The organism is Ectopseudomonas oleovorans, from assembly GCF_003052605.1.
Taxonomy (GTDB): Bacteria; Pseudomonadota; Gammaproteobacteria; order Pseudomonadales; family Pseudomonadaceae; genus Aquipseudomonas; species Aquipseudomonas oleovorans_A.
Genome location: NZ_QASO01000139.1, coordinates 44,895 through 48,315, shown reverse-complemented (window position 1 = coordinate 48,315; position 3,421 = coordinate 44,895). Strand labels below are relative to the sequence as shown.

Annotated in this window: 2 protein-coding genes and 1 pseudogene; all 3 read right to left on the bottom strand. The window is 55.9% G+C overall.

The genetic code is table 11. The annotated features are described in order from the left end of the window. Window positions 1–1,418: 1,418 nt before the first annotated feature. Complete coding sequence (locus tag DBO86_RS25160; RefSeq protein WP_003459718.1) at window positions 1,419–1,685, bottom strand: helix-turn-helix domain-containing protein; 267 nt, start codon at window positions 1,683–1,685, stop codon at window positions 1,419–1,421. Next, complete coding sequence (locus tag DBO86_RS25155; protein ID WP_003459717.1) at window positions 1,685–3,010, bottom strand: type II toxin-antitoxin system HipA family toxin; 1,326 nt, start codon at window positions 3,008–3,010, stop codon at window positions 1,685–1,687. The genes DBO86_RS25160 and DBO86_RS25155 overlap by 1 nt, the downstream gene beginning before the upstream one ends. A gap of 266 nt (window positions 3,011–3,276) precedes the next feature. Next, window positions 3,277–3,421, bottom strand: a pseudogene (locus DBO86_RS26990) (transposase domain-containing protein); the annotation flags it as partial.

The window sequence follows — 3,421 nt, the reverse complement described above, 5'->3', positions numbered from 1 at the left end:
GGGCTGAGCAATGTGCTGGCCTTGATGGCTAAAAGCCTCAGTGCCGTACGCTCAGGCCGTAGCTTTGCGCGCCAACGCAAACGCGCAGCCAGCCGAGGTTGTGAGGGCTACAAACCGACGCGCTGAAGAAACACCACCGCCCAACCTCCGTGCAAAAAAGCTGGCCACAAGCGGTCAGCATAGGCTCGTCCGGAGAACGAGAAATCTCGCCTAGACAGCCGGAACAGACGATGCTCACATCACCGCCAGCCCAGCTAGACCGCCTGATTGAGCGGCAGAGGCCTGGTCATCGCCCGACGGCCATGGCGGCTGGCTACTTCGGGGGGCTTGCCTTGGGCAGGGCTGCAGCTTAGGTTGATGACATTGCAACAGACCCTAGCCCAGAACGATGACAATATCTGCATGCCATAAACCTCACCATCATCGGGAACACCCTGTTCGACAACCAGGAGCGTCAGGACAACGGCATACCACCGTCACGAGAGGTTGGCATCCAAATATCTGCCCTTCCGTACTACCTCACGCCAACCAGGCAGAAACAGCGCCATAGCATCTTCATCCAGGAAAACGGTACTGAAGGAGCCTGGTTCTTTGTTGCGTCTAACAAAGCAGCCAATAACACCATCCCGAAGCAGACCCTCGTCTACAACGTAGTAATCACGAACGATTCCGGAGCGAAGGTTCCCGTCTTGAGCCACCCGCTGGGCCCGTGGGTGAGATGTTCTTCTCTACATTCACCTTCGACATAGTGAAGCTCCGGGAATCGGCCAAGACCTCGATCCTTCAAAAAATCGTTGAGCTCTGTCTGCACAACTGAACAGAGCGGGGCTCCACATTGGGGCCGTACGCAAGGGACACTCCCCCAGCAGAGATGTTTCGCACCAGATCAAGACGAGGATCGCATTTCGCCTCAAGCGTGCGCACCGCGAATTCGACGTGTGCAAACTCGAAAGTGTCCGTTCTAACGGGGACTCGACAAAGGTGCATTGGTCATGGAAGCACCAATATCCAGAGCCAAAATACATCTAACCTGCAGCCCTCACTCAGCACCCTCGCCCCTCGCTCTGGCGCAGATCGCCTGGAACTGCGCCAAATTCGCAGCCCAAAATGGCGCAGTTCTGAAAACTGCGCCAGAATTGCACCAACAGCATTCAAACGGCGCCACCTCAGCTATGCCCTCCTCCAAAGACATACTCAATAGTATGCACGTATCTGGGAGCGGATTGACGCTGACTGAGCTATTGGCAAGACACCCCGAGATTGCTCGGAGAACAGCACAGCGGCTGATTGCAAAGCTGATAGAAAGCGGTCAAATCTCAGCGCAAGGTGAAGGTAGAGCACGGAGAACAGGGGCGCTTTGACGAGGCCGAACGAGTGATCCTGACCCTTGATGAGTCAAGGTCATGGCATGCAGCCGCTCAACGCGGAGTCTTCGGCACTATGCCGACCTGCATGCCAAAGGGATTAAACACACTGTTCAATGTCTGAACCGTCGGATTGCTCTCATCCAACTCAAGCTGTCGCAAGGCCCGCAATGACAGTTTGCACATCTGTGCAAATCTGGCCTGCTGCAAGCCAGTCACTTCCTTACGCAGGCGTCGCACTGCTCCTCCAATCGTGATCTCGCCGCTAGCCAACTGCTGCTGCAGCTCATTCAAAATGCGATTGCGCTCAAGAATGTCCATTAGACCAACCCCCACTGAAGCATCCGCTGCTGAAGATTTCTCAGGGCTATACGCGGGTGACTCATGGTTGAATCAGGAAGGCCTTGTGCACTCAGCAAGTCAGGTAGCGCGAGCAAGTCCTGAGCTGCCAACTGCAATCGTTGAAACAGTTCATCGGCATCAATCCACTCTGCGACCTCATCACAGGCCGCTCTCCAGTTGACCTCTCCTGCAAGCTCGATGTGCTTTGGCCACTTCGTCGTACGCGTAACACCCTCCTCGTCCATGACCATAGGAGCCAGGTCGTAGATTGGCGCCAACCGAACCCCCTGCTCGGAGCGGAGAATCGCGGTGTTACGTCCGTGGTTGTCTGAATTTCCGAGGATCTGGTTCAGCAGATCACGCCGCATGTATTCAAACACCAGATCACCGACCTGCTGTTCCTGCCCAACAGCTCGCCATAGCTCGACCAGCTTCCCCAGTACTTGCGTGTGCAGCATGTAACTACCCGCCTCGGTTACGCCACATAACGAGTACATTGACTCAACGGCAGTTCGGCAAACCCCAGCGGGGCTAATCTCCCGATCAAAGCGATGCATCCAGAGACTGGGCTTATTGCCCTCCTCCAATGCCAGCCCTTCAGCTGCAACCGTGTCCATTCCGAGCTGCTGGACGGCACGATAGAAGCAATACTCGCTGCGCAGGATGTCCTGATCGGTCTGACTGGCTTTGTTACGCGCGAACTTCACAAACCAGTGCTGGGCGGCGTCTGCATCTGGCAGCACGGCATCTGGATGTAAGGCGCCCTGCCGATCTTCAGTCAGCAACAGTTTGGGGGCCTCACCGCCAGCACCTGTCGCCCCGCCAATGGCTGCGCCCTGCTCATACGCGTACTCAAGGAATCGCGAGTCCCGGCTAATAACCTCATCGCGTGTGAAACCCAACATCGGACTGCCCGCAATCGCCTCGACAGCCTCCTTGATACGCAGATTGCCAATTGGCGCAGGTGTGCATCGCCCAAGAAGGTAGAGATCAAGATTGAGAGCCTCGGGCCGCTCGCCGCCCAAACGCTTCAGTAGAAAGCGTCTTGCTGCACCTGATGGCAGGATGTCGAAGAGAAACGCAGGCGCCTTCTTATCTCGCCAAGAATCCCATCCGAGAGGGTAAGATGCACTGACAGCCACATTCAGCCGAGTGCCTACAGACTCCAATGAGTCAACCAGATAGCCATGCTGGTAGCCATAAGCACAAGCACCCTCCAGCCCTTCCTCGGGCTGCTCGAAACGGAGTTCCACGGCATTGCGCCACTGGCCATCCCTATAAACCTGCAGAGTAAGATTGTGCATATCAGTCACCAGCACTTTAATGCCTAAACAGTAGACGCACACGCATAAAAAGGCAATTTAATACCTAAAAAATAATCTCAACCACAGAATAAGGCATTAAAGCGCCTCAATCTCAGGAGTTAGCTCCCGCTTCGGAGGGCGCAGCCCGTGTTCAACTCCCCAGCAAGGATTTGAACCCGCGCCCAGCCAAATTGCCCAACTGCAACACTTACACTGGGTCTATTTGGATGCGCTCTTGACGGAAGGCTCAAGGTTCCTATACTGCAGATCGACTGCTTGCAGGCACCGCAGGCGCAGGTAAGCTCATGCTCGGGCAGCTCATGGATGACCTCCATACGCGGCAGGTTGGCCGGCAGCGGCTTGCGTTTGCCACGGCGCTTGACCGGCGCAACGACTTCTTCGGCTTCGGCT